The organism is Paenibacillus sp. JT31N17, assembly GCF_056269255.1.
The window spans coordinates 155,655-181,744 of record NZ_JBWDNP010000016.1 but is presented as its reverse complement, the minus strand read 5'-3'; the positions used below and the strand labels follow the sequence as shown (position 1 = coordinate 181,744).

Sequence of the window (26,090 nt, the reverse complement as noted above, 5' to 3'; positions counted from 1 at the left end):
ACAGCCAGCATATGCCCAGGCATTTTCCTTCTATGACCCTTGTTTTGCTCTTTCAGACAGTTCGTCTGCACCAGCGCCCAGTGAACAGCCAGCATATGCCCAGGCATTTTCCTTCTATGACCCTTGTTTTGCTCTTTCAGACAGTTCGTCTGCACCAGCGCCCAGTGAACAGCCAGCATATGCCCAGGCATTTTCTTCTATGTCCCTTGTTTTGCTCTTTCAGACAGTTCGTCTGCACCAGCGCCCAGTGAACAGCCAGCATATGCCCAGGTATTTTAATTTCTGCTATTCTTACTATCGCCCTCCAGACAGTTCGTCTGCTCCATTTATCTGTAAAGGAGTTAATCCACACTAAAAATACCCCATCTATGTGAACGATAAGCCGTTCTGGTTAAATCAATTAATATATATTGAAACATGATATACATCCGAACAACCTTTTTCAAATAGCAACATAATTTCCTCTACTTGGGTATGGCTATCACTGGATTTAAAACACTTATATTCGTTTGGAAATCTATTAATAAATACTTGGGCAAAATCTGATTTCCAAACCATTCGTGTACGAGGTGAGTCTTGAATTCCCATTAATAAGGAGGCTCGAAATTCCTCACCCTGGTAAAATAAGGAAATATCTCTCTTACCTCCGGGAAGTAGATTTTCGATTTCAAAGAATGAACGAATCTCTACAGGTATGCCTGTCATTCTATAGAGAAAGACTGATCTATCAGCCTTTTTTGAAGCCTTGCTCTCAGATATAACCGTCCATGAAAATGCTTGTTGGACAGACCACTCATCCATAACAGTTACCTCCAGCTTCTTTCAGTAATACACTTGAATGTACAGGTGTTCCATCGATAACTTAAATTATCTGAATATTTCTTTTGTATTTTTCCAAATGCTTTAGAGGTTCAATTATCTAATTCGCTCTCTTGTAACGCCTAGTAATATCCTCACCTCAATTATGTTTCAGCTAACTTTTCCCTTATCATCTAGCAACTAAATGTTTTTTTCTACTCGTTCCATTATAATAAATATTACTTCAACGTTTCTGAAATATTTATTAGATCTTCGTCTGATAAGAAGGGTACTTGAGCATAAATAAGTCCAGCCTCACCCTGTAATCTTGCAGCAAGGTGACCTTTTCCTAAAAGTTTTTCTGCCCCTTTTTCTCCAAGGGAAATTTCAGAAGTACCGACACTTTCAACTCTGAGTATCAGTCTATTACCAAGATTGTCGCGAAGTTGGACAGGCAGTACATTAGCATCAGGACGCTGCGCGGCGAAGATAAGGTGAATTCCTGCAGCCCTAGCTTTAACCCCAAGTCGCTGTACACTTGAGGACACAGCATTCTTATATTGTTCAACCAGCATCCAATCCGCAAATTCATCATGGATTAAGAAAATCAATGGTAACTTCTGCTCAATCGGCACTTTTGAATTGTAATCTTTTAAATTATTAACTTTTACCTCTTTGAATTGTTTATAACGATGATCCATCTCAATAACCAACTGTTCCAAAATTGAAGTAGCTTTGTTCTGATCATCAATTATTCCCTCTACCAGGTGAGGGAGTTCTTCTAAATGAAGATAATCAACCGATTTGGGATCTATAAGGTAAATGTGTGCAAGGTTCTTATTATTAGTCGCACAAATATCAAGAATCAAATTCTGCAAAAGAACAGATTTACCACTACCGGTAGAACCTGCGATCAAAGTATGTGGAGCATGTTGAGGATGGCTTTCGAACTCCCCTCCTAAGTTTAGGTACAACAACTCACCATCCAATTCTTTGACACCCATAACAAAACTCATATTTAAACCGGATGTCCCAATATGGACTTTTCTTCGTCTCCACACCTCAGCAAGTGAAATGATTTCCCTAGAAGGACGAGCTAATGAAACAACAATTTCTCCTGGTTGTGCCATTACGTTAATTACATCAAGTGCGTACGTTGTCAATAAAGTTGATCTTCTCTTATCTATATCATCCACTTTAATTTGGTCTGAGCCTTTCAACCGAACAACAATCGCATTTGGTGTTAAGCGGTGGCCTAAGACTTTTGCTTGAAGGTTGTAATTTATAAGAGCTAATCGCAATTTATTTACGGTTTCAGTTACCCACGCTCCATCATCAGCAGATTGTGACTTGCCCTGCGTATTTTTCTCTATCCAGTTTGATAGCGAATGATTTGCCCAATTTACAAACTGACTCTCTGTGCTTTTTTCTTGTTTGATATCTTCTTCCTCTTGTTCTTGATCTGAAAATAATTTACCTTTCTGGTCATTTTCATCATTCTGATCATTTACTTTTTTAGTAACACCATTCACTTTATTGGCTACTAGAGCATTCTCGTCTTCCTTATCTTTTACAAAATTGACTCTTTCAGTTGGGAGCTCGGTTATAAAAGTATCCCATGGTTTATCTACATCTAACTTTTCTCGAATTGGAATTAAGGAGTTTCCATTATGAATAGCTAGAATTAACTCTCTAACAAGATCTCTTGTATAAACCTCTTGATAACAATTAGAAACGATACCTACCGGTATCCGCTCACTTTCTAATGACGTATCTGGTAAAGTCGATAGAAAGACATGAGAATAGCCCTTAATCTGAATGGGTATTTCACCTTTTCGAATCCCTTCCCTCCATCGCTCAATGGATAGAGATGATCCATGAGAGAGCTCAATCCCCTCGTTAAGCAGATCACTTAATCTCGAAAGCCACAAATCGCGGTCCAATCGACCTGGGCTACCAAATAAAGCGTTTTGCATTCTTTGTACTGTATCGCGAAGTTGCTTCTGGGAATTTTTCTTAGCCTCGGAGAAACCTTTTGCATCAATAAATTTTGCCTCCGAGATCAGAACCTGGAGGTACAGTTGACCGTTTAACTCAATAGGGCAAAGCGCTAGAATATCAGCTATTTGTTCTTCTTTCTGACCTAGCCATGAAGCATAATCATCAAGGAAATACCAACCAATTGCAGAAGGCAACACTCCCATTTCAGACTGCAACAATGCCTTTGAGAGAACTACACCGATTAGCTCACCAGCAAACACTCCTCTTTTGGCAGCTCTTAGGACGATATCCCCTGAAAGTGAATTTGCTTCATCGACAAATTGTTCAGTTAAGATTGCTAAATCAGTCCCTGGAATATTTAAGTTTAATCCATCCAGCCTCCTCTTTACTAACACGTTCAGTAAATTAAGTTGAGATTTAGATGACACTATTAAATTAGATCCCTGAGAGCGATTATGCTGGTATTTAATCACCTTAACTCCAAGCGTTCTTAGTTGCTTTCGTTCTAATAAGCTATCATAATTCACTACCCATTCACCTAGCTTATGGGCCTCCTCAAAGACTGCCTTTACATTCTCATCTTGGAAAGAAATTTGCCTAGCTGGTAGATAGTAATGTGCGCTTATTGGATTTTCTTTTTTTATTATTGAGTGAATAAATGTTAAATAGGACCACCCTACCGATGGTTGAATTGGACAAACTAGATACACAGTAGATTTCAACTCATCTTTTACGGTCGCACGTCTTTTGGACCATCGAGGTGGATAGTGCTTAAGCATACTAGGGACATCATATACTTGAACAGGATCCCATACGACTTCTGCTTGACGTGAAATAACATCTTGGAGAAATACGATATCTGCAACTTTTCCCTCTTTAGGGTCTGCAACGGGCGCCTCATCGGCCATTACTCCGATCCTTAATCTAGCCATAAAGTCACGTGTCACTTCACTTGCAACTAAAGAATCAGGGTCACTATCGGTACTCTCAACCATCTTCGTATATAAGTTGCTTAGTTTTTGCGTGTCACGATGTCGTAAAATAACTTGGCAGCGAACCTCATCTTCAGAGTCGTCGTGTAGGTTAGATAATTCCGTTACAATGGTTTCAGGCAGTCGAGTTGAATCACAATTAAATAAAACAACACTTAAATTCGTCTTTTCATGTGGCTGTAATTTTAAATATCTCTCTACCAAGGCTAACAGTTTTTTACTAGCGTCTCTTGGATCCTCATTAGTTTCCAATTCACGTTCATCGCGGACTGGACTTTCCATAAGAGTGTACTCATTTAATGAATCCATTGCCGCGAGTAAAGTTGGTTCTTGTCCTACAAAACCAACTGCTACTTCAGGGTAATAGGGCTGCAACAACTCCATTTTGATGTCATTGAAGAATAATTTGGAATCGCCAAAATCAACATCTTCCGAAGAGAGGATATGGTTAATAAGCCCCGTCAGTTGACATGCCTTAACATACTTAGCTGCCATACGTAACGGATGCCATGGCGCAATAATTGAAGCCGGTTTTCGACCTTCCACCTGTATATTTCCTACCAACACAAGTTTATGCCATAGATTGATACGATTAATATCACCCAGAGCCTCTTTTGATATCACCCTAAGGAGTGCGTCATAAGATTCTGCTTGGAGTAATAGCAACTCAGAACTAATTCCTTCTATAGTCCAATCCTTTATTGCACTATGATACTTGATCGAAAAATCGCTCCATGCCTCAAGTATTTCAGTATAACCTTTTGTTGTAACCCTTCCTGTTTCCGCGGCTGTCTTTAAAAGCAGTTTAAACTCTTTTTCTAGATCATTAGATTTAGAATAAGCACCCACTAGTGAACCCCGATCACGATCAAATACGGCTTCTAATGTCCCTACATCACTTAAAGATAAGCTCTGAAGTTTGCCCTTTTTACTGACCGGATTCATTGTTAAAGGGGAATAGCTAAACGGACGTTCGGACAATCTTCTTAGATCATCATACTGTTCATATCCTATTAACGTAGGATTGCCATTCCATATTAGCTTAATATCATTCTTATCACCTGGTATATCATTGTTAATCAGCTCAATGTAGAATTCAATTTGTACAGCTGTTTTTGCTGTAGAAATATTTTTCTTATAATCCGTTCTCTTTCTCCATTCTGAAACTAGGTCATCGTACTTAAACAAATAGTGAGTGTTCCATTCTATTTTAAAACTCGTTAGGTTCTCTAACCCTCTGTAAGCTATGCAAAAAAACAAACCTATATCCTCATTGAGGTCCATCCAGGCTTTTTTAGTCTCTTTTCTTGTACGTATCTTAAGGGTCTTATTGCCTGACATTTTTACTGACTGATTAAACAACCTATCACAAGCTTCAAGCAAGCCAACAAAAAAGTCGCTACATTCGATTGGCTTCCCGTATACAAAACGATCCCACTCCGATTTTAGTAACTTATCTGCTTCAAGCTCTTGTTTATGGTTATCATAAAATTCTTTATCTTCATCAGTAGCTTCCATGGATCGTTTGCTTAGAAGATCACTCAGGTTTTCTAAATATGAAACTTCATCATCTGATAGTATTTCAGGATATTGATCACCATAAAGCCGTAGGGTTTTCTCAGCAATGTTAACTTTCATTGGACGGATATCTGAAAACAAAAGATGAATGTTATCTGTTTCCCACTCCAATTCAGCTAAATTTCCGGCTGCTTGTGTCCAATGTGATATGGAAGTTATATATTGATCAATAATGGGCCAAATTCTTTCATCCATTTGTTCGTTTTCTTTTATTTTATCGAATGCTTTTAGTAATTCGGCATTCTCAATAACTTGTCTATTCGGGTGAAGCTTGTATAGATAACACGCCCTCTTTGAATATGCCTCTTGGTATTTTTTTCTCCAACGATGAGCATGACCTAGCGCCTTTTCAGGAATCTGATCAAAATAATAAGAATCTCTTGGGATTCGCAATGCTGGTAATGCCCATCCCAATGCTCGAATTACCGGGAAACCATCTTCATTGATTTTCTCACGAACCATTACAATATACTCACTAAACTGTTCCAAACTACATTCATTGGCTTCCTGCAAACCTTTAAGCGCTTGTTGCCAATGTTTCTTATGTTCCTCAGTTAGGATTAATCCATTACCTGCAACTCGCACCCATAATTCAGTTTGTGCTTTCAAATCCCCAGCACCGATTTTTGTAATATCTCTTAAGGATTGACCCTGATCATCATTTGTATTAGCCAGGATAATTGCTGGTTTCTCACAACTAGCATTACGCCAGTAAGTAGTTTTTTCATTAGTGACGTATTCCTCTGACAATCCCAATCCACTTACAAGTTTCCTTGGAACTTTAATATCAATGTTGTTTTTTAAATATGTATTTTGTATCATGGCATTACAAATAACAGCTACTTGTTCACCAGTTAATCTATCAATTAAAAACCGAGCAACCCCATCTTCCGACTGATCTAGTATGAGGAGTTGTCGTAGATATTCTGTTGCTACCTTACCAATAAGTTCTAATTGGTTCATCCGTTCAATCCCCCTGAAGTCCATAAGGATTTTCTACATAAGCACATGCATCAGATAATCTTTTTAGAAGTCCCATACTAGATAATCTCTCTTCTAATCTTTTCGCATTATCAGAAAATGCTTCCTGATCTACTCTTCCATCATCTGTTAAGAATGTTGCTTGTTTGTCACCTATTATCAATCCATATCTTACATACAATTGATGCAAGAATTCTTGATACTCCATCCTTTTTGGGACAACAGTTAAAACTAGGCTCTTCATTAAAAAGTCATGTGGGGCATATCGAAGTCTTCTTGTCCCTTTTCTTGATGACAAGCCTATTTCTTTTCCCCATACACTGTGAAATTTATCAACATGCTGCTTATGTCGCTTAATTGCCGAATCAACTAATTCCTGAAGGAGGTCATCTACATTTTTAATCGATGCTAACTCTGATTCCTTGCTCTCTTTGGGCCATGCAAATTCTTTGCGTAAAATAGACATTGCTTCCGGAACCATATTAGAATTCCTTACCTGCTCCCATTCATTTTTCCCAGTAATACTTCGAACAAACTTTTCTACAGCTAAGCGCGATAGATTATTATTTTCAATGAAAGACTCAGATGAGAGTTCTCGCACAATTGTTTTCTTTGGAGCCAAGATCTCAACAACAAATTTAGGCTTCTCACCATCATCCAAGATCTCTTTGGAGCGTTTTAAATTAAACATAATGAGATGCAGACCAGTAATATTGACTAAGTGCGGTATCGCATCATACTTTGGTATTTTGCTTTTAAATATATTGATCCAATCATTAGCCAATTCTTCATAGTCGATGAGATCCAGATACGGCAAATATCCCCCACGAACAGGAACGATACTAGTTTTAGCTTGATCCGGTTCTAATGCTGCAACAAGCTTGTTAAATTTATTGTTTTGATCTAAAACACTTTCTAATAAGAAGTCAAGTATCTCCTTACCTTTACCGCTTCTTGTGATCATTAAATACAGTAATTCACCAGTACGCGCAAAAAATCTCCGATCGTTAGATGGCTCACCTTTGCTTTGAATTCTCAAATCTTCATAGAGACAATCAGGTCCGTATGGAAAAATAAATTGGGAACTCCATCTTTTATTGTTTTCCCCTTCAATTGTCGTGGATCTTAAAAATTCTACGACTAATACAAAATCCTCGAATTTAGGAAATCGCTTCTCTAGGTAACGGAACATATCTTGCTGATCTATTAGACCATACTGACTTCTACCAATAACACCGTACCATTCATCCCAACGTGATCTGTCATCATTTTGATATTTACGTTCAACCATCAACAATCTTGGATTATTAAACAAAATATTTCTTAGATATAGTTTCTTTTTGGGTGTATATACCAATGAGTTTGGAACTTCCTCGACAAAGGCTCGTCCATCTTTTAGCTCTGCATCTACAACATTTAGAAACTCCATAAAACACAACCATGGAGTTTGCTCATCGTAAATGCGGTGGCCCCATATTGCTTCATCTACCCACATATCGGAATTAAAATTATCATCTGGTCGTCGAAGCCGTTCTAACATTATTTGAGGACCTCCACAGTACGCTTTTCTATCTTTCCATCATTATTTAAACGAAGAATATTAAATATCATGTCACTACTCTCATCAGCATCTTCTTGTTCAATTTCCCTTCTATGTTCTACTTCTTTAAGAAGACGGCTTTTGTAGCCTAAGATGTCCTCATAACATTCTCTTGAGAAACTACCTGGCAAAGCTCCCTCAGCTACACGAGACAAGAATTCATAACGTATCAATTGAAGAGGTAATTCAACAGGATTCACTTGTGGATTAGATGATAAATTCACTTCAATTACTAGTTTATTTCTCTCGTTTATTTTTATGGTCATACTCTCGCCGCGCTTTCTCGGAACGGAAATGCTTTCTTCAAATATTCGACTAACTTTAGCTTGAGAGTGACTACCTGAACTTGCTAGGATAAGTTCATCATAAGTCTTAGTTAACAGACCGGTAAAAATTCTGTTTAAACCTTGAGCGAGTCGGGAAATTATTTGAGTTGATATTTTGTTGCTATCTTTGGCCTTTCGATAAACCTCGTTTAAAAATTCTCCTGAATATTTGAATGTAGTTAAATACCACAGTTTTAATTCTTCAGCTTTGTCATCTGGTATTACAAAAAACAATCTTTGTCTTTGAGATCTCAGCGAGCTCAAAAACTTTATTTCCTCATCGTTGTCATTGAACTTTCCTTCTAAATAATCATTTTGGTGTGCCCTAAACAGCTCGTCAGCTCCGTAATAGCTATCATTTAGAACGAGATCTTGGTAATATGATCTAAGCTCGAGGTCATCTTCACCATAAATAAGAATATTGTCTAACGTATTACTGGTTTCTTTTCCAACACCAAATCTTCCAATTGCCGAAAAAATATCTGTAGAATCTCTCCGCCGTTCTGATAGATTCTCTCCAAAGATATTCCTATAAATGCTCGCTTGTGATGCTGTACTAGCATCAAGTACTTTGATAACTTCTGTACAATTCATCAACTTATCTTTTGCTTGTGGATGTCCTAGCAGCATATTAGATACGAGTAATAAAATTTGCCTAATTGGAAGATGCACCCCATTTAATTCGCATAATTCCAATAAGTCAATCATTCTAGATTGTATCAATTTGTTGTCTTCTTCACCTTCAAGTCTCTTACGATTCTCCCAAATCGGACATCTTCTTGATATGTCTATGTTATCTCGTAAGAAACATCCTTCACATTCTTTCCATCCGGAATGATCTAAGACTGCTTTCACGATATTTTTGAAAAGCATCGCAGCATTTATCTGACTTAAATTGTATAATTGTAAATGGAATCCATCTTTTTCAGAAACCTCATTGACTAATAGCTCTTCAACGCATGCTCTGACTTTATCGCTATACAGATTAGGTTCTAGGTATTTCCATGTTTCGATGAGTTGTCCGTCATTCGCCGCAATTAGGAATACCTCATTACTTTCTGGATTCATAACCGCGTCAAATAATCTATATAATATGTCTTTCTCCCCATCCATTAATTCGCTTAAATCCTTGATTACAAAGAGCCTTTTCTGATTCGGTAACTCTATCTTTTTAAATTTATCGTTATTTGACCATACATCCATTTCTCCACCTAAAGCAGACCAAACTTCTCTGCAATGATAGGTTTTACCATCGCCTGCTACCCCAGTTAATATGACTGATTTCGGACAATTACTTTTAAAATTCATTACTAACATTTCCGTGTGCATAGATTCTATTTGAATAGGTTGGATATTTTTCTTCTTTAATATAGGTTGAATTAACTCATCATACATATTATCGTTCCTTGGAATAGGTCCATATTGTCTAAGAAAGTTTATCCACGCCGAGCTAACAAAACTCATATTCCAAACCACCTCGTATTAATATATCCGTTTCAAATATCATTCTGTTAATTTCGACGCATTTCAATCTTTTTCCTCTTTTTACAAGGAAATTGTATTAAAATGGAACGCCCACATTTTTTGCATCTGTTGGATCTACAACGTCAGTTGTACCCGAATACCTAAATAAGTATATAACAAAAAGACATACACGGATCTCATCTGATGTATGTCTTTCGAACTTTTTTTTATCTTCTAAGAAAACGAACAAACACATGGAATATCCGCATCTTCTTTAAACAAGAACTTCTCAAAACCTTCTTTCTCCATTAGTTCCCGAAATTGCTTCATAGTATAGGAGCTACCATCTTTTTTCAGAATCGAGACATCTTTTTTAAACGATTCACGAAACCTTTCTTCCATTTCCTCTTGTTCCATATATCTCTCAGGCCATATAGCAAATAAAATAGCATAATGTTGGAATCCGCCGCGGACACATCTCCCCGCACAATTGGCATGTGAAAATCCTTTGATTTTATTCTTCATTAAAATCTTAGCATTCTCATTATCCTCTTTTTCAGCAAGCTGCTCTGCAATATTATACATTCGTGGAAGTTCAATTCCCCACTCATCTCTAATAATACTTTTTGCATCAAGATCCGCTCTGATTAAATCTATTAATGGAAATCTAGTTTCAATAGGTTCTATAGGAAAATGAGTATAGAATTCCCTTAAATTATCTGCTCGATGTTCTTCATGTGGACCAATCCCGAAATACAAAATAGGTTCTAGGTTCTTTTGAAGCCTAAGTTCTTCTTCTAAGAAAATTACCGTTTGTCTTACTTTAAGTTCTTCAGAACATTTTGCTAATCTTGCATTACCAAGGAAGCGGGTATCGTGGAATACTTCTTCTGGCGTTCTTCCATCCATCCTATGTGTGACTTCAATTCCAATATAATTCGCTACTTCTTCCATGAAACGATAGTTATCTTCGTCTTCCCAAAGAGTATTCGTAAAAAATAAAATACAATTTTCTTTTCCGTATGTTTCCACCATATGGCGGGCCACATATGCGCTTCCCGCCCCCCCACTAAACATCGCTATATGCACTTTTCTCTTGGTTTCATTAGTGTTCATAACTTTACTCCGATTTTATGACATGGTTTTCAAATAATTTATAAATAAGAAATTCTAACTCATATTTCGGCACATTACGACCAGCTGTATTGATTAAGCGCTCTAAGTTATTGTATATTGTAGTTGATTTTGCAGATAACTCAGTCCTGTTAATTATTTTCTTCTTGTTATTTAATTGAATTGTTACGACTTCATTATTGTTTGATTCAACATCAGCATCATTGGAATTAGCAATAATAGATTTTTTGAAATCATGTATTAATTGGCTAACTAGTAAATTATATGTTGTATCCGACCAATCGTCTATTTTAATTCCAATGTATTTTTCAGCAAATACTTCAACCCAGTGCACTGAGTCGTTCTTCTCCTTGAAAGCCGTGAATAGGTTTCTTATAAATTTATTACTTGTACCTGTGAACACTTCGTTCTGGTCAATTGCCCATTTCTCCAAATTTAGTTCTTCAGATATTTCTGTAATTTGTAAAATTTCCTGTATTAATTCTCTTTTCATTTCATCTAAAATATTTTCTCCATACTGTTTCAATGATAACATTCTTTCAAAATCCTTATGGAACTCATCAAAGATTAATGAAAAATTTTGTTGTGGATTAATTTCAGTACGTTTAATGCTTTCTCTTAATCTTAAGAAATCCTTGTTTACTCTTTCTGATGTTTGTGTAAATCTTGGCAGCGTCTTTACCCATTTCATCAACGAACCGCAAATGTATATGAGTCTTGAATGATTCACTAGTCTTAGTTCAAGAAATTCTTTAAAGTGTGCTTCTATTTTATTGAAAAACTCGATATATCGCTCATCGAAGTGCTCGTAAGCATATCGATAGTTTTTAGCTCGTCCCTCGTAAACAATTTCAAACAACTTGGCACCATCTAGACCAGGCACGTACATTTCATTATGGTATAACGCAAACTCATTCCAACGATCTCTTAATAGTGAAACCAATAATACAGGTATCATTGGCAATCTAATTCCAAACGGTGGTCTAGTAAATATCTCAATAATTCCTTGTAAGTCCCCTGTATTATTTGCATCTAGTGCATTGACCAGTTCTCTTCTTAATTCTCTATAAGGTAAATATTCAATATGATTGAATTGAAGCTGGTTAACATTAAGATCAAAACGATTATTATTTTTAAAAACTGAAGCAAAGATCGCATACTCCGGTCCGTTTCCTTCAATTCCAAATTTAACCTCTGTTGTATTATTTAAAATGCGATCTATTAAAATAACTGCTGCACTTTTTTGCGCGGCGGAAATAGCCTTCCTATTAAAAGTGTCATTTAATATCACGGGGGTTAACTCAAATAAGATGGTGCATTTATTGGATAGAATTTCGGTTAGTTCAAGTTTACTATTGATTAGACATTTCCTAGCATCTATAATCCATGAATTATCTTCCTTGAAGCTATCCATTTCTGATAAATATTTTGTAATAACATAATTTGCCTCTTTAATAAGAATATCTACTTCTTCTTTTACACCCTTATCTTCTGAAAAAAGATATTTATTTCTCTTAAGTGATTCTAATGCCACAGCACTACTAATTTCTTTTTCTATAGTCTTAACCGACACTGGGTGCATAAAAAACAAAAATTGTTGACTCTTGCTTCTTTCTAAAAGAATGCTTTCAATTTTTTCAGCATTTCTTACATCATCCAATAATACATAGTAAATCAGTAAATCGAATAAATCGGTCTTGGGCATTCTATCCTCTAAAATATCCTTTTCTTGAATAAGTAAAACAGAAGCATATCTAGTCATCCCCTTTTCATCATTAAAACGATCTGCTGTGTAAAACTTCGACTTTAAATTTTTATTTAATGTATCAAGAATTGTTACATCATCTACAATAATTGATTGTTTTTCTTTCTCTATCGCTAATTGTAGATCAATGGAGTTGCCAGAAAATAATTCCCAGAAATTATTAATTCTATTAAAGCGAATTATTTTATTATCTATTAAAATTTCAATTAAATTATAGAAATCATCTTCCTTCATTTGTGTTGCAAACAAAAGAAATTCATTTGTTAGCTGCTGCTCGTTTTGTAACACACATATATTCCAAAGTGCAACGACCTTAATAATGTTCAATGCTTGTTTTTTATTTTTAATATTACTTGGAATTCTCGCCAAAGCTTTTTTATAAAGCATAAATTGTTCATTTACTTCATCATTGATAGAATCATTATTATCCGGAAAAAAGTAATCAAATAATTGATGCGCTAGATAGTATTTTTTAGAGTTGTGTATATGATTATAAAATCCGCCTGTATCCTCACTCTCTAAAAATGTAAATAGGGTTCTTTCATTTTGACCAAATACTCTCGTTAAATAAGGCAACATAAATAAAGATACAGGATGGAGCGGATACATCCCCTCGAGAACTAACTTCTCACGTTCTGTCTGATTTAGACTTGGAAATAAAGGGAACTTTCTGAGTTCTGTTTGAATTTTCAAATACTCGGAAGATGAAATGATAGGCTTCTTCTCTATATTTTCAGAAATAATTATTTCTGAAATTCTTAAAAAAGTTACTTGATCACTTTGTAGATAGTACTGTCTAAATCTTTTTTCAATTCGTTGAAATTCCTCAGAGATTTCATCATTAAAACGGCTAAAATATAAGCGTAAACTTTTATGTGTGATTAGTAAGAAGTGGATCGAATTAGTTCTATTCGCTAGTTCTGCAAGATCCTGAAGATCCTGCATTGTTTCATTTAGTCTTGTATTACTTAGCCCTTGTAAAAACCGAGCAAACTCATCGTATACTATAAAAACGCCTAAGTTATTTGCTTCTAATATGGAAACTATATATTCCATTTGATTCAAAAAACTATGATTGTAGTCTATATCAAATGCCGAGCCAGATGTTAATAAAGGATATATTTTCGAAAAATACTCTAATTCAACTGGATTTTGTTTTTTAATTTCTTCAATCCACTTCTCAATATCTTTCCCATCCTGTTTTAACCTTTGACAAAAAGAATCATATGTGTGGGGAAATTGAGTTTCCCAAACAACTACTGAATCTATTACTTTTGAAGATAAACCCGGTAACATAATTTCAATTCTTTTTTCTTTTAATACTTTTGCAATATTGGAAATAATAGATTTCCTAAATCTCCCTTCATTACCACTAAGAACGATAGGCAGATAAGTTTTCTCTATTTTTCTTAACCCATTAATCTTAAATGAGGCATAATCATCGACTTGTTCCATTCTTCTAGTTAATGACTTAATCTCCTCATGATTCACCAGTTTTGCTACTATACTTCCAATAACATTAGCCAACAGAGACTTTCCAGTCCCATATGGACCAACAATTATATGCGACCTGTTCGCTTGTTTATTTAAAAACCCATCAACTATACCCTTCATCGCTTCCGTATGAGAAGGAGTTGGAATATACCTTTTGATGAATTCGTCATTTCCAATGTCAAATTTAATATTAATACTTGTCTTAAAAGCCATTATTCTCTTCTCCCTCTGCCGTACTCAGTAAGCAATTCCATTGGTAAAACTTTCGTCACCCGAATATAGTCGAGATTGTTAGTCCTAACATATTGAATCGGAAATCTTTGATGGTTAGATAATATGTTTAATGCTTCGATTATCTTATTTCGCGATAAGTTAAATGTTCTTCCCCACATATAATCATTGGTTACAATTTCATTTACGCTAATTAACTCTACGTCCTTTAAATAACAATAACGAAGTAACACGTAATGTAGTGCCATTATTCCGATATCATGTACATCAGGAGAGGTCTTTCTAATTATTTCGTAGCCTTCACCCGATGGTTCACTCTTAACTAAGCCAAGTTTAAAAAATGGGCAAAATAATACATCTTCGGGGTCGTTTTCATCCTCCGATTTTGTATAGAACTGTATAATACAATCTATATCCCTTTTTAAAGATTTTTCTGAGATTTCTTTTGGCTCTCTTTGACTAACCCAAAAAACAAATGATTTTAGTAAATCAGGCTTACTGACCACTGTTTCCTTATAATGATTAAAAAACCAATCAAATACCGTAGATTGATCGTTTTCATTTCTTATTAATTCATAATGTAGGATCGATAATGTATCATTTATTTGTAGTAGCCTATCTTCGTTTAAAATTAATGCGCCGAGTGGAGTAAGTTCGTGTCTTTTTTGACCATCAGCATTTGTTTCAACAATTGTATTAAATGCAATCAGCCAAAACTTCAGCGCTTCTACCATATTTTTTCCTAAACCTATTTTTTCAAAGGCAAAATCATCGTAAAAAAATCTATTATCATGATTGACTGCATTTAGTCCCTTACTCAACCATTTATCTCGAATATAGAAACTCTGATGTCTTGCGTACGCCATAAGATAAATCTCCTTTTCGTCGTCAAACAAAATCACTGCTGGAGAATAGTCTCCAGCAGTGATTATACACCAAATTAGCTTAAAAATAAACATTCAGATAGGAACGTTCGTTCTTTTCATTGTCATTATCACTAATTTCTAAAGTAGTTTTGAATCTTTGGTTCATCGAATCTAAGAAATTCAAATACATAAATACTTATTTAGACTTCGTAATGATTCTCATCATTTTATTAAATTATCTAATCATGATTTTAAGCATTATCAAATTTATTAATTCTATATTATAAATTTGAAGCAATAGTTTATTCTCGTTTTAAATATCACTATTGTCTAAATAGACTGACTCCGCATTAGGTGTCAGTCTATTTATTTTGTTTAAAGGGGGGAGTGGGACCTAATGTCTTATTTGCAAATAGTTAGGTATAACGAACACTAATTAGAATGCACAACTTCTCCTAGTGTATAGAAGTTGTTGTATTACTCAATTACGAGGGAGCTTAGACGATGTTCGATAAACTCAAATATGTAACAGGCGGTATTAATGCCAAAATACCGATTGATCTTCAACTGACACTTTGGAGTTTAATAGACACTATGAAAGTTGAAAAAAAGGATTATTTGCAAGTATTCAAGATAACTTCAATTCATAAAGAAAGGGTTTTCAAATTAACCATTGTTCATTCACAGGAAGAACCTAACTATGTTAAAGAACATGTCATTGTTACGACTATTCTAATCAACCAAAAGATCTATGTAATTGATGATGGGCCTTATAGCACTATGCTTTTAGCCTCTGAATATTAATAAAGGTTACTTGAATACAGATAGGATATATATAATTCTACTATAATAATCCATCGCATCAAAAAATCCGTTATACTAATTCACTCAAAGGGAGACGATCTTATGCCAGCAAATGTCGAAACTATGTTTTATGTAAGGGAAGCACCTTGGCACGGACTCGGTAATCGAGTCGCACACGCACTCAGTTCAGATGAAGCATTACAAGCAGCCGGACTAGATTGGACAGTCATTCAAAAATCAATTCAAACCGAAGATTTAGCCGAAATCCCAGGCTACAAAGCAAACATCCGAGCATCCGACCAGAGGATGCTCGGTGTCGTTACGGACAGATATAAGATTGTCCAAAACCATGAAGCATTTGCTTTCGCTGATGAATTGCTTGGCGAAGGTGTACGATTTGAGACTGCCGGTAGCCTGCAGAATGGCAAAAAAGTGTGGCTCCTCGCCAAGTTGCCAGAGAACTACATAATTGCAGGTGACCGAATCTCTCCCTATATGGTGTTTTCCAATAGTCACGATGGAAGTGGAAGCATCAAGGTCGCAATGACCCCTATCCGCATTGTCTGTCAGAACACCTTGAATCTTGCTCTCAACAATGCCAAACGAATATGGACGACAATTCATACCGGTAATATCCAGTCTAAGTTAGAAGAAGCAAAAAAGACATTACTCCACGCTGAACTTTATATGGACAGGCTTGGAGCCGAAGTGAATAAACTTCATAAGATCAAAACACCAGATCATAAAGTTCAGGAGTATATTGAATTCCTTCTTCCTATGCCAGACAATGCAACGAACCTTCAAGAAAAGAATGTTCAGCATCTACGTGACGATTTACAGGCAAGATATTTCGAAGCTCCAGATTTAAAACAAGTTGGCAAAAATGGCTATCGCTTTATTAACGCCGTATCAGACTTTGCTACCCATGCCAAGCCTCTCAGAGAAACAGCATCCTACAAAGAAAACTTGTTTCTACGCACGATGGAGGGTAATCCACTTATCGACAAAGCTTATGAGTTGATTTTGGCTTCAGCCTGAACCTCTCTGTACTTCTGATTATGGAACAAAATATTCAATGGGTTAAGGAGGTTGCTCGTTACATGGAAAAAACTCAGCTTGAATTAAAATCATTACTCGCTAATTCCCTGCGTGAAAAGCAAGGAAGCTACATTATTGAAGAAATTTTTACTCGGTTTCCTACCGCAGAAGACTTGATCGAAGTGACCGAACAGGAGCTAATTACAATTAAAGGTATTGGGCAAATGAAAGCGCGGCAAATACTCGCCGCGCTTAAGCTTGCTCAAACATTATCATTGTCTATAAATCCACCAACATTTAAAATTAGTAAACCTGAGGATGTATACAAGCTTGTTGAACCGGAATTTCGTTACCTGAAGAAAGAACATTTTGTTTGTTTATTCCTTAATACAAAAAATTTGGTTATTGCTAGAGAGCATGTGTCTATAGGCACTTTAAATGCCAGTATTGTTCACCCAAGAGAAGTATTCCGTCCTGCCATTAAGCGAAGCAGCGCATCTATTATCTGCGTCCATAACCACCCCAGCGGCATTCCCGATCCGAGTCCAGAAGATATAGAGATTACCAGACGTTTAGTGGAGGTTGGTACCATAATCGGGATTGATGTTCTCGATCATATCATCGTCGGTCATTCTCAATATGTAAGCTTAAAAGAACGAGGGTTAATGTGACGCACACATTAACCCTCCATTTATTTTTGGAGGTGCATACCAACGTGGCAACAGCTATAAAATTTCATGCAGAAATTCTTGTTGAAACTGAAAATCTATCCTATGAAGAGTGGCTCGTCCATCGTCGGAACGGTATTGGCGGTTCCGACCTCGCAGCCATCTGTGGGATATCCAAATGGCGTACACCTGTCCATGTCTACCTTGAGAAGATTGGAGAAGCACCGGAAGATCAAATGAGTGAAGCTGCAGAATGGGGATCACGCCTTGAACCTCTTATTGCAGATAAATTCGCCAATGAGCATCCAGAGAGGGCAATTACCGAAAAGAAGGTTATTTACTGCCATCCTGAACATTGCTGGGCTCTTGGTAATCTTGACCGTATGATTATTTGTCCAAACCGCGGCCGCGGCATTCTAGAAATCAAAACTGCAAGTGAATTTCTGCGTCAGGAGTGGGACAACGGCAATATTCCTGACTACTATTACGTACAATTGCAATGGTATATGTTCGTCACCGGACTAGATTGGGGCTATTTCGCTACTCTAATTGGCGGTAACAAATATAGGGAGTACGAGGTCATGCGTGACGACGAGCTCATAAACCAGCTACTACGGCTAGCCTATGATTTTTGGCATTATTATGTTCTTGTCGGCAACTGTCCTCCTGTTGACGGCTCTGAGGCGTCTACAAAGCTATTGAATCGACTCTATCCTAAAGCCGAAAATAGCACTATTATTCCACTGGATCAACTCATGCACATTGAAGCATATTTTGATAACAAGCAACATCTCAAGGTTTTAGAGTCAACCATACATGAATTCGAAAACAGAATTAAATCTCTATTGGGAAATCATGAGGTCGGTATCGCTGGTTATTATAAAGTAAAGTGGGAAAACCGCAGCCGAACTGGAGTGGACAGCAAACAGCTCAAAGAGCTCAATCCTGACGTTTATCAAGAATGTCTTAAGACTACCCACTTCCGTCAGTTCAGCATCAAGAAGGAGGTCGAGCGGGGTGACCAGTAATGTATCAAGCTTATTTCAGCGCCTGAATGCTCCATTTCCTTATGCCGAATATCAGTATGACAGCTTCGGTGATCGTTGCTATATTTCCGGACAAGCCATTACAGAACGATTAAATGAGGTGTTTGGTGTTGGCTATTGGAGATATGAAGGATTATATGGCACCGAGAAAATTGTACAAGAACCTAGCGGCAAAAATCTGCGTGTGAAAATATATGTTCAGTTCAGCTTCTATAATGCTGAACTGAAGAAATGGATTACACTTATCGACGCTGGAAGCGAACAAGTGAAGCCTGGCATGAATGAGGGGGACGCAACTAAATCAGCGATCACAGATGGGATGAAGAAATGTGCAAGCCGGATCGGCGTAGCCAGCGACTTATACAAGGGCATTATCACCTGGGATAAACAGAGACAGGCTATTAACGTACCGGATCACTATCAGCATTATTATCGAGACAAAGGATGGATAGAGCCCACAACCCCCTCCACCTCATCGACAAACAATCGCACGACTAAAAAAACGGATCTGACCGATAAACTGAAAAGCAAGGGCACTACAACTCAAAATCAAATCAAAGCATTATGGCAGGAGCTCGCAGGAAGTCTCGATGGTCTTGATGAATGGCATGCCAAAAAAAGACAAGAACGAATTTCCGATCAACAAATCATCAACTTACTTCATAAAAAGCTGCAAGATAAACGAAGCGGCGCAACTGCTTAATTATAAAAACTGGCATGTATGAACGGTCGGGGTTACCTAACCGTTCATTTCATTTTCCAGAACAATGAGGAGATGAAGTCATGTTTACCGGTACTAAATATGTAACACAAGGGATTCGTCGTGAAGTCCCCCTTTTTGCAACTTATCCTTTGGTGCTTCATTGATTCAATGAATGCTCCTGAAAAAGATTACCTTCAGGTATTTGAGCTAAGTCCTACTACTGTAAATGGTAAGACTAAACAAAGGATCGTGCATATGCAAGAGCAACCATCCTTTCAGCAAGTTTATATCATATGTGCAAGACAAATTGTAACGAAAAAAATCTATGTCATTGATGACCAGAAGCATTGTACGATGTTGTGCTCTGATGAATATTAACACGCTTTCGCAGCCTTAACGCAGTGTTATACGATTGATATATATATTATAGCTATAGACACGTTGACGCTATGCTTGATAGCGGTCATCCGTTAAGTGCGGAACATAGTGACGCAGGTTCATAGATATATTGCAAAACGATCCTCCATTTCTTTAAAAGCACGCTTAGTTCAAATATAAGCAACAAGTCTAGCCTCCAAATAATGCCAGCAGCATTATTTGATGGTTATATCCATTTATTTAGCGGTTTTATCATATTGAGCATATTTGAAAATTGCAATATCGTTTTATAGGGGGTGAGAAGCTTGAAAAATATAGAAATCATTGGCGAGAATATTCGACTTGTCCGACAAAAAAGAGGCTTAAGCCAAGAACAACTCGCGTTACATTCTGGCATGAATACATCTTATATCGGGCAGATCGAACGCGGCGAGAAAAATCCCACTGTAAAGACGCTAGAAAAAATTGCAACAGCCTTGGACATCAACATTACTGACTTATTTTTACTACAGGATTCTTCGAGATTAAGTGAACAAAACAGCCGAAATCAACAGTTTCTTGCTATTCTTACCCCCGATGATATTAAGCGCTACATGCTTGGAATTTTGAAAGATGAAAAAACAATCCACAACTCTAGCCGTATAGGAGGCAAAAACGATGTCGAATGAAGCAACAATCTTATCATCTGAAACCAAAAAGAAAAAAACGATTCTAAAAAAATGGTGGTTTTGGGTTATTGCCATTATTGTATTATTTATTGTCATTGTGGCTGCTTCAGATAGTAGCGATGAATCGATAGTCTATGAACTTGGTCAAGCCCAAGCTATGAATAAGCAGCAGATCGTTGAAAAGTTCGGAAAGCCAAGTGAAGTTGTACGAGAAGATGCTGAAGGTTATTTATACAGCTACGACAGCGGATTTACCATTAATGGAGACAGTAATGGAGCAGCTTCAATTATGCTCTCAAATGAATTGGTTAAAGGGAAAGCCGCTCATGCATATAAGATTTTCGACATTCAATTAAATTCGACTTTTTCAGAACATGTAAAACGGTTGGGTAAACCAAGTATACAGTTAAAGCAAGATAACAGAAATCTGGTAGCATACCTTACAAATGAAGGAGTGCTGCTCACCTTCTCTTCAACGGCAAATGAAGATAAAGTTACTGCCGTTGAGCTTAGTCCGTATGATTCCAGCTCAATTGCAATGGCACTGGATATCAGCAGTTTGCTTCATCATCAGGCAACAGAGGAGGATATCAAGAAGAGTTTTGTACTGAAGGAGAAAAGCACAGATGCTACGACAACCTTATACATGATCGAAGGCTTCCAAATCGTCGTAGACAATAAATCTCATATGGTAACAAAGGTTATTATCAACACAGATAGTGTATACAATGTTGCAGGACTAAGACCGAGCGATTCACTGGACAAAGCAAATCGGATATTGGGCACCCCTACTCAATCCAAGGAAGGCATTAAAAACACAACCCAGTATCTTTTCAATTCTAGTGATACGGTTCCAGATAGCACGATTATCGTTAGTGCATATAACTCTAGCAATAAAATCCAATATGTCGAATTGTCGGTTAAATAGATCGGAGGAAAAACCTAATGGAGCTATATATCGTGTTTTCCTCCATTTTCGGATGGATGTTCATTTCTAAGTTGCAGCGAAGCTTCATCATCTTCACCACGATCTCAAATTATATTGTGGTTAAAGCAATACTAGCATTGTTAACTGGCTGGGCCGTAACACCGTTTTATTTGATATCATATATGTTTAGGTTGGTACGCTATATAGGATCTCGTTCGACAAAAACATAATCAAACAAAAATAAATGTACATGTGCTACTTTGGCTTGAGGGGAAACCCTCTATTTTTTTTAGATTAAATTAGTTCAAGGTAGGATTATGACCTTTTTTAAGGTAAATACTTAGGTGATAAAAGCGCACGAATAATGATTTATGGTGAAAGATAAGCAACAATAATGTAAAATAAACCGAAGGTTGGTGTAGAAAATGTTTCATGAATATGGGGATATTTTAACCGTTGATGATGTCATGGAAATACTTCACTTGGGTCGAAATAGTGTCTACCGCTTACTTAAAACGAAACAGATAAATTCGGTAAAAATCGGGAAAATGTATCGTATTCCACGTGAACAGGTTATCGATTACATAATTCAAAATACTAATAGAAGATAAGGATAGTGTTAAATGGATATACCTTATTATTTGTTGCCGCGAAACAGGTACAAGATTATGAAACATTTCAATCTAGAAACAAGGTTAAAAAAAGTATTAGAAACTACAAATACAGATAAAATCGATTTAGCTAGATTCACATATAACCAGTGCCAACATCTCATTCCACACAAAATCAAAGAACTCTTTTTTAGAAAAGGACGATTGAAAGAATTTATTGAAGATTTAGAAAAACATCTTAAGTTAAAAGCTGCAATGATTTATTACTATAACGAGCAAAAGAACAAGGTTGTCGATCACAATGATAAGTTTATTGAAAACCTCATAAAATCGGTTCAAACATATGAAAAGCCGTATTTGTATAAGGATACTACTAGTAACTATTTAAAGTATCTAATGAACGTAGTACGAAATCAATTTGACCTCGATTTAGTAACAAAGGAACGTTCAAAATATCTACACACAACAAGAAACCAAAATAAAACTGTAAAACATGTAGCCGTTCCAGAATCTTTAGCACCTTTTATATTTTTCATAACAATCAACAACAATTTTTCTCTTAATCCAAAAAGAATGAAAGGTTATTCAATGAACTATTTATCAAAAAAAATACAAGCATTCGGAGATTTTATTAATGGATATAATAGCAATTTATTACAAAAGATCAATTGCTTATATTATTTCGAAAACCATTTTAATCTAGGACTTTGCAAGCAAATAATCATCCATTCTGGGAGATTTACTGCAAAGAACGAATCAAATATGATCAAGATATTGGGACTAGCATCTTTATGTCCAAATATAGATGGGAGACTTAAATATGTCCAAGTTTTAGCTGAAAGTCTTTCCGATATGAGACGTGACTTAGTGGATTTGGATGATGATTCTTATTCAATTAGTTTCAGTGGAAGTCATCAAAATGATGAAGAATTGTGGATGGAGAGAACCGTTGATATTTTATTACAACTATCGTTAATTGCAATCCCAATAATGGAAACTTACTACTTGCACTTATGTTGTAAGACTAAGATCCCTTATGATAATCTAATCGAGGATATCCAATCAAACTTTGACGCTTCCATTAATATTGCAAAAGATTTATCAGATGAAGATCATATAAACTTTTCGTGTGCTTATACCGAAATAGATTCAATTAAAAATCTTTTCACAACAGACGAAATAATTCATCACTTTCTAGTTAACAGTGAAAAAAAATCACCTTCCATTGAAATGGACATCTATCAAAAAACAATGTTTTATGATGAACACTATAAATTTTTGATCGAACAGCCTCTAAATGAATTAAAGGAACGCTTCGTTTAGTAAACAAATATAAAAATTTGAATAGATTTAAAAATGCGCCTTTCACTCTGAGTGAAAGGCGCATTTTTAAATCGATAAATTATATCATAGCTTTCAAGAAAAATCTAAACATTTTTTGATTTTTCGAATACTTAGCGCCATTTCCCCCTTAAAGTGTACAGTTGCAGTGTAAGAAATCAAATCGACAGGAGATGTACAAATGGATAAGAATGAAAAATCAAAAGTTCAAAAGCTGGTTGAAAAGGCGTTTACAGAGAATGACGAGGACATCCAAATTATATTTTTAAATGAAAGTAAACAGTTTACTTTTATTGGTGGGAGCCGAGTCTTCTCTTCAATAATTCTATTTTGTCACCAAAGTCCTCACAATCAATTTTACTTTGGAAAGATTGGAGAAACCATCATAACTTCGCCTACTGACTTAAAAACTCTTGACATGAAATTGATTCTGGATGCGAGAAACGACCAGAGCATTAGCTGCCATTACAAGCATAACGATTTTGAGACCGAGTATTCAAAAGAAACTTATGACGATAACGAAAAAACTCACAATGAAGGTCTTACCGTTGCATACATTGAGAACAATTCATTTTCTCAATTTATCCTTTATGATCACAGTCTTAAACATGGCTACGTTAATACATTTACAAAACACGAGAACACAAAAAAACAATTGCGAACATTAGCATTCAGCTATATTGGAAATTTATATCCGAATATTCGCCAACTGAGTACGAGGTGAAATATGTGTGGAAACAAAGTAGTAAGGATCAAGAATGGTGGGATCAATTTTCAAGGCAATCCTTTGGAGAACCCAAAAGTAATTATCAGTCAAAAAATACTATTGATAACAGTTCTGTAGAACCAGAAATAACTGACGTTTACAGTACCACCGTTGATAATCCATCTCACAGTTACCAGAAGAAAAACAATATGGATAACGAAACAGAGGATTCTTCCTCATGTTTATACGATGTCTCTTACAAGGAACCATTGGACAGTTATCAAGAAAAACATACTGCCAGCTTCGATGACAAAGCATTTATGACAGTAAGCAAAGAGGATCTCCAAAAGGAATCAAACGAATTACAAGAATCATCAGTTGAGGAGAAAAACAAAGACAGCGTTAAAAAATATGACTCTCGATATCTTGACTTTGAGGTATTCAAACAGTTACTTCGAAAGCATCATCTCAAATGCTGTCAGGGAAGGTTTGTTTACCTCTATAAGGAACAATACGGTTGCTACCATGAAATGCTTGAGAGCGATTTGAAGGTCTTCATCCGAACCAACGTTAGCACTGAAATTGATAAACAATTGACGGATTACAAAATAATCGAAATTATTAAAAGAATTCAAAGCCATCCTGGAATACAAATTGAATACGATGATTTCGATCAGTATTCCCATCTAGTCAATCTAAGTAATGGAGTTTTCAATATTTCTAAAAATAAGCTGCTGCCACACAGCCCTAACTATCTGTTTACGAGTTATATCAACGCCGCCTATGTTGCTAGTGAATCCACCAATGTTGATAACTTGCGCTTATATCGACAAGGAAAGCAAGTTTTGGACGAGGGTGAACACTTTTTAAAACTGATTGATGATATCTCTCAAGGTGACCCAACTAAGGTCAAGAGTATTCGTCAGATATTTGCTTACGTTATCAGCAATTATACCAGAGCCAAGAAGTTTTTTATCCTTCTAGGAAAAGCTCATTCCGGTAAGAGCTTAATAGCCAATATATTAATAGATTTAATCGGTAAAAAACACACATCTGCTCTTCCACTTCATGAATTGGGAGGTAGATTTCAAACAGCAGAACTGTTCAATAAGAAGCTGAATGTCTCACCGGAAATTGGCGAAGGAATTCTTAAAGGAGTAGATACGATTAAGGCGCTGACTGGAAATGATCTCGTGAAAGCTGAACGGAAGGGAGAATCACCCTTCTTCTTCCAGAACAAAGCAAAAATCATTGCGGTCGGGAATCATTTTCCTGAAATATCCAAACTCGATAAAGCAATCGCAGATAGGATGTGCTTTATCATATTTAATCACAGCATAGAAGAAAAAAATCGTGATAAGGATTTATTGGAAAAAATCCTCTCACAAAAAAACTTCATTGCAAAGTGGGCCTTAGAGGAGCTACAAGAGCTCGTAAACAATGATTTTGTCTTTACGGAGTGCGAGGATGCTCACCAGTACAAGAAGCAGTTAAGCGAGAGCCTGGATAGTATTAAACATTTTATTACTGATATGTGTGATGTCGATCTGAAAAATCAAGAGTTTAAGGTGCTAAGAAAACACTTGTATTCAGCGTACATCCAATTCTGTAGGGATAATTGTATTAAAGCCTTCAACCAATCCGAATTCTTCGATGAGGTTATGAGACTCGGAGTCAAAAAGGACAAATTCCGTATGTACGGTTCCAGCCCATTAAGAGGCTTTCGCGGAATAAAACTTATGGCACAGCTACTTGAAGGAACCTCAGATATATAAAGCAAGTGGCTTTTAACGTCTACGTTGACTACATCGGTCTGGCGGCTATATACACCAAGCATTCCAGTTAAAATAAGCGTAGACAATACCAGCTACGTTGTGTCAACAAGTGACTACATCTTACAACTTTTATAAGGCACTGCTTAACATTCATGTTCAGACACCCCTTTACGACTAAATGAAATCAGGAGGCG

20 protein-coding genes are annotated in these 26,090 nt (G+C 36.3%); 12 read left to right on the top strand and 8 right to left on the bottom strand.

What is annotated here, in order from left to right:
- From AC0YOB_RS32150 to AC0YOB_RS32115, 8 genes are all read right to left on the bottom strand, one after another.
- A partial coding sequence (locus AC0YOB_RS32150; RefSeq protein ID WP_475796253.1) for a hypothetical protein occupies nucleotides 1-191 on the bottom strand: 191 nt, incomplete at its 3' end.
- A 205-nt stretch (nucleotides 192-396) separates the two neighbouring features.
- Nucleotides 397-801, bottom strand: coding sequence for a hypothetical protein (locus tag AC0YOB_RS32145; RefSeq protein WP_475796252.1), 405 nt, complete (start codon nucleotides 799-801; stop codon nucleotides 397-399).
- 236 nt (nucleotides 802-1,037) lie between these two features.
- A complete protein-coding gene (locus tag AC0YOB_RS32140) occupies nucleotides 1,038-6,332 on the bottom strand; it encodes an FtsK/SpoIIIE domain-containing protein (protein ID WP_475796251.1) in 5,295 nt (1,764 codons plus the stop codon).
- Between the two features lie 4 nt (nucleotides 6,333-6,336).
- Nucleotides 6,337-7,890, bottom strand: a complete 1,554-nt coding sequence (locus tag AC0YOB_RS32135) for a methylation-associated defense system protein MAD7 family protein (RefSeq protein ID WP_475796250.1) — start codon at nucleotides 7,888-7,890, stop codon at nucleotides 6,337-6,339.
- Nucleotides 7,890-9,740 carry a hypothetical protein gene (locus AC0YOB_RS32130; protein WP_475796249.1) on the bottom strand — a complete coding sequence of 617 codons (1,851 nt, stop codon included), beginning with the start codon at nucleotides 9,738-9,740 and terminating at the stop codon, nucleotides 7,890-7,892. Before AC0YOB_RS32130 ends, AC0YOB_RS32135 begins: the two co-directional genes overlap by 1 nt.
- A 234-nt stretch (nucleotides 9,741-9,974) precedes the next feature.
- Complete coding sequence (locus tag AC0YOB_RS32125; protein ID WP_475796248.1) at nucleotides 9,975-10,856, bottom strand: hypothetical protein; 882 nt, start codon at nucleotides 10,854-10,856, stop codon at nucleotides 9,975-9,977.
- Between the two features lie 4 nt (nucleotides 10,857-10,860).
- Complete coding sequence (locus tag AC0YOB_RS32120; RefSeq protein ID WP_475796247.1) at nucleotides 10,861-14,346, bottom strand: frataxin family protein; 3,486 nt, start codon at nucleotides 14,344-14,346, stop codon at nucleotides 10,861-10,863.
- Nucleotides 14,346-15,230, bottom strand: coding sequence for a DUF4007 family protein (locus tag AC0YOB_RS32115; RefSeq protein ID WP_475796246.1), 885 nt, complete (start codon nucleotides 15,228-15,230; stop codon nucleotides 14,346-14,348). The genes AC0YOB_RS32120 and AC0YOB_RS32115 overlap by 1 nt, the downstream gene beginning before the upstream one ends.
- Before the next feature lie 504 nt (nucleotides 15,231-15,734).
- On the opposite strand from AC0YOB_RS32115, the gene AC0YOB_RS32110 reads away from it, so the two are divergent.
- The 12 genes from AC0YOB_RS32110 (at nucleotide 15,735) to AC0YOB_RS32055 (ending at nucleotide 25,896) form a co-directional block, all read left to right on the top strand.
- Entirely contained in the window at nucleotides 15,735-16,034 is a 300-nt protein-coding gene (locus AC0YOB_RS32110; RefSeq protein ID WP_475796245.1) for a DUF960 family protein, read from the top strand.
- 102 nt (nucleotides 16,035-16,136) lie between these two features.
- On the top strand, nucleotides 16,137-17,072 hold the full coding sequence (locus AC0YOB_RS32105) for a DUF932 domain-containing protein (protein ID WP_475796244.1): 936 nt from the start codon (nucleotides 16,137-16,139) through the stop codon (nucleotides 17,070-17,072).
- 62 nt (nucleotides 17,073-17,134) lie between these two features.
- Nucleotides 17,135-17,743 carry a RadC family protein gene (radC, locus tag AC0YOB_RS32100; protein ID WP_475796243.1) on the top strand — a complete coding sequence of 203 codons (609 nt, stop codon included), beginning with the start codon at nucleotides 17,135-17,137 and terminating at the stop codon, nucleotides 17,741-17,743.
- 44 nt (nucleotides 17,744-17,787) lie between these two features.
- Nucleotides 17,788-18,768: a YqaJ viral recombinase family nuclease gene (locus AC0YOB_RS32095; protein ID WP_475796242.1), complete on the top strand. Its 981-nt coding sequence runs from the start codon at nucleotides 17,788-17,790 to the stop codon at nucleotides 18,766-18,768.
- Nucleotides 18,758-19,489 carry a Rad52/Rad22 family DNA repair protein gene (locus tag AC0YOB_RS32090; RefSeq protein ID WP_475796241.1) on the top strand — a complete coding sequence of 244 codons (732 nt, stop codon included), beginning with the start codon at nucleotides 18,758-18,760 and terminating at the stop codon, nucleotides 19,487-19,489. The genes AC0YOB_RS32095 and AC0YOB_RS32090 overlap by 11 nt, the downstream gene beginning before the upstream one ends.
- A 120-nt stretch (nucleotides 19,490-19,609) precedes the next feature.
- The gene (locus AC0YOB_RS32085; protein WP_475796240.1) at nucleotides 19,610-19,867 is read left to right on the top strand and encodes a DUF960 family protein; all 258 of its coding nucleotides are present in this window, start codon (nucleotides 19,610-19,612) and stop codon (nucleotides 19,865-19,867) included.
- Between the two features lie 305 nt (nucleotides 19,868-20,172).
- Nucleotides 20,173-20,535: a helix-turn-helix domain-containing protein gene (locus tag AC0YOB_RS32080; RefSeq protein WP_475796239.1), complete on the top strand. Its 363-nt coding sequence runs from the start codon at nucleotides 20,173-20,175 to the stop codon at nucleotides 20,533-20,535.
- Nucleotides 20,525-21,463: a hypothetical protein gene (locus tag AC0YOB_RS32075; RefSeq protein ID WP_475796238.1), complete on the top strand. Its 939-nt coding sequence runs from the start codon at nucleotides 20,525-20,527 to the stop codon at nucleotides 21,461-21,463. Before AC0YOB_RS32080 ends, AC0YOB_RS32075 begins: the two co-directional genes overlap by 11 nt.
- A gap of 425 nt (nucleotides 21,464-21,888) precedes the next feature.
- Nucleotides 21,889-22,074, top strand: coding sequence for a helix-turn-helix domain-containing protein (locus AC0YOB_RS32070; protein ID WP_475796237.1), 186 nt, complete (start codon nucleotides 21,889-21,891; stop codon nucleotides 22,072-22,074).
- 57 nt (nucleotides 22,075-22,131) lie between these two features.
- Entirely contained in the window at nucleotides 22,132-23,397 is a 1,266-nt protein-coding gene (locus AC0YOB_RS32065) for a hypothetical protein (protein ID WP_475796236.1), read from the top strand.
- Nucleotides 23,398-23,596: 199 nt separating this feature from the next.
- Nucleotides 23,597-24,139 carry a hypothetical protein gene (locus AC0YOB_RS32060; RefSeq protein WP_475796235.1) on the top strand — a complete coding sequence of 181 codons (543 nt, stop codon included), beginning with the start codon at nucleotides 23,597-23,599 and terminating at the stop codon, nucleotides 24,137-24,139.
- A 5-nt stretch (nucleotides 24,140-24,144) separates the two neighbouring features.
- Entirely contained in the window at nucleotides 24,145-25,896 is a 1,752-nt protein-coding gene (locus AC0YOB_RS32055) for a DNA primase family protein (protein ID WP_475796234.1), read from the top strand.
- The last annotated feature ends 194 nt before the right edge of the window (nucleotides 25,897-26,090 follow it).

What these genes read in the sequence shown, in the direction of transcription:
- AC0YOB_RS32120 (WP_475796247.1), bottom strand. Translation starts at nt 14,346, where the DNA reads ATGGCTTTTAAGACAAGTATTAATATTAAATTTGACATTGGAAATGAC.
- AC0YOB_RS32075 (WP_475796238.1), top strand. Translation starts at nt 20,525, where the DNA reads ATGTCGAATGAAGCAACAATCTTATCATCTGAAACCAAAAAGAAAAAA.
- AC0YOB_RS32115 (WP_475796246.1), bottom strand. Translation starts at nt 15,230, where the DNA reads ATGGCGTACGCAAGACATCAGAGTTTCTATATTCGAGATAAATGGTTG.
- AC0YOB_RS32070 (WP_475796237.1), top strand. Translation starts at nt 21,889, where the DNA reads ATGTTTCATGAATATGGGGATATTTTAACCGTTGATGATGTCATGGAA.
- AC0YOB_RS32140 (WP_475796251.1), bottom strand. Translation starts at nt 6,332, where the DNA reads ATGAACCAATTAGAACTTATTGGTAAGGTAGCAACAGAATATCTACGA.
- AC0YOB_RS32060 (WP_475796235.1), top strand. Translation starts at nt 23,597, where the DNA reads ATGGATAAGAATGAAAAATCAAAAGTTCAAAAGCTGGTTGAAAAGGCG.
- radC (WP_475796243.1), top strand. Translation starts at nt 17,135, where the DNA reads ATGGAAAAAACTCAGCTTGAATTAAAATCATTACTCGCTAATTCCCTG.
- AC0YOB_RS32130 (WP_475796249.1), bottom strand. Translation starts at nt 9,740, where the DNA reads ATGAGTTTTGTTAGCTCGGCGTGGATAAACTTTCTTAGACAATATGGA.
- AC0YOB_RS32065 (WP_475796236.1), top strand. Translation starts at nt 22,132, where the DNA reads ATGAAACATTTCAATCTAGAAACAAGGTTAAAAAAAGTATTAGAAACT.
- AC0YOB_RS32110 (WP_475796245.1), top strand. Translation starts at nt 15,735, where the DNA reads ATGTTCGATAAACTCAAATATGTAACAGGCGGTATTAATGCCAAAATA.
- AC0YOB_RS32145 (WP_475796252.1), bottom strand. Translation starts at nt 801, where the DNA reads ATGGATGAGTGGTCTGTCCAACAAGCATTTTCATGGACGGTTATATCT.
- AC0YOB_RS32105 (WP_475796244.1), top strand. Translation starts at nt 16,137, where the DNA reads ATGCCAGCAAATGTCGAAACTATGTTTTATGTAAGGGAAGCACCTTGG.
- AC0YOB_RS32125 (WP_475796248.1), bottom strand. Translation starts at nt 10,856, where the DNA reads ATGAACACTAATGAAACCAAGAGAAAAGTGCATATAGCGATGTTTAGT.
- AC0YOB_RS32135 (WP_475796250.1), bottom strand. Translation starts at nt 7,890, where the DNA reads ATGTTAGAACGGCTTCGACGACCAGATGATAATTTTAATTCCGATATG.